Below are 946 nucleotides of genomic sequence, written 5' to 3'. Positions count from 1 at the left end.
GCCGTCGCTCACACGCTCAACAACCGGCCCCGCAAGACCCTCGGATGGAAGACACCTGCTGAGGTCTTCGAGGAGCAACTACGCTCCCTACTACAGAACGGTGTTGCATCGACTGGTTGAACCTGCCGTCTACTGCTCCAAGGCGTACGCCAAGCTCTGCAGGAAGCTCGGCGTCACCCAGTCGATGGGGGCGGTCGGGTCGTCGGCCGACAACGCCCTAGCAGAGTCGTTCAACGCCACGATGAAACGCGAGGTCCTCCAAGACGCCGCCTGCTGGAACGACGAACTGACGTGCCGCAGGCAGGTCTTCAGGTGGCTCGTCCGCTACAACACCAAGCGACGCCACTCCTGGTGCCGCTACACCTCGCCGGTCGCCTACGAGACCGGCTACACCGCTACGCTGCCCACGGCTGCGTAATCACACCCCGTGTCCAAGATCCGGGGGTAAGGCCCAGCGGATGTATCGATCACCTCCGCGCAGCAAAACATCAAGGTTCGGGTGCCTGTCCTTCGCGGCGCGACCGTCGTCGTTCCTGTCGTGGGAGTCGGCACAGGCGAAGTCCGCGACGAGCTGCGTGGCGTGGGCGGGAAGACTCTGCAAGCGATGCGCTACGACGGCGATGGAACGGTGACCTACACAGGTGTTTCACCGGGCCGCTACTCGGTGGTGGTTGCTGGCAAGAGGGGCTACGAACGGCGTTGGGTGAAGGTGCGAGGTGCGCAGAGTCTCACCCTTGCTCCCATGAAGCCTCGTCGTCCGTTCCTCGAGATCAAGGGTCGAACTGCGCCGCGCGCGGTTGTGGAGGTGACATCGGGCGAGAGCTTGTCAAGATTCCTGTGTAAGCGATCGGTCCCTCGTGGTTGGTTTCTTGCTTACAGGTAGGGGTTGATGCGGTCGGGATAGGCGATCGCGAGCTGGCCCAGGGCCTGCTTCCAGTTCGTCACG

At 63.1% G+C, this 946-nt stretch carries 1 pseudogene; it reads left to right on the top strand.

Annotated features, from left to right (window positions below):
• Nucleotides 1-124 precede the first annotated feature (124 nt).
• A pseudogene (locus tag KU893_RS22390) lies at nt 125-418 on the top strand (transposase); the annotation flags it as partial.
• Nucleotides 419-946: the final 528 nt, after the last annotated feature.

This window comes from Nocardioides daeguensis, from assembly GCF_019192965.1.
GTDB classification, from domain to species: Bacteria; Actinomycetota; Actinomycetes; order Propionibacteriales; family Nocardioidaceae; genus Nocardioides; species Nocardioides daeguensis.
The sequence above is the reverse complement of the archived record's forward strand: the minus strand, read 5'-3'. Positions and strand labels throughout refer to the sequence as shown.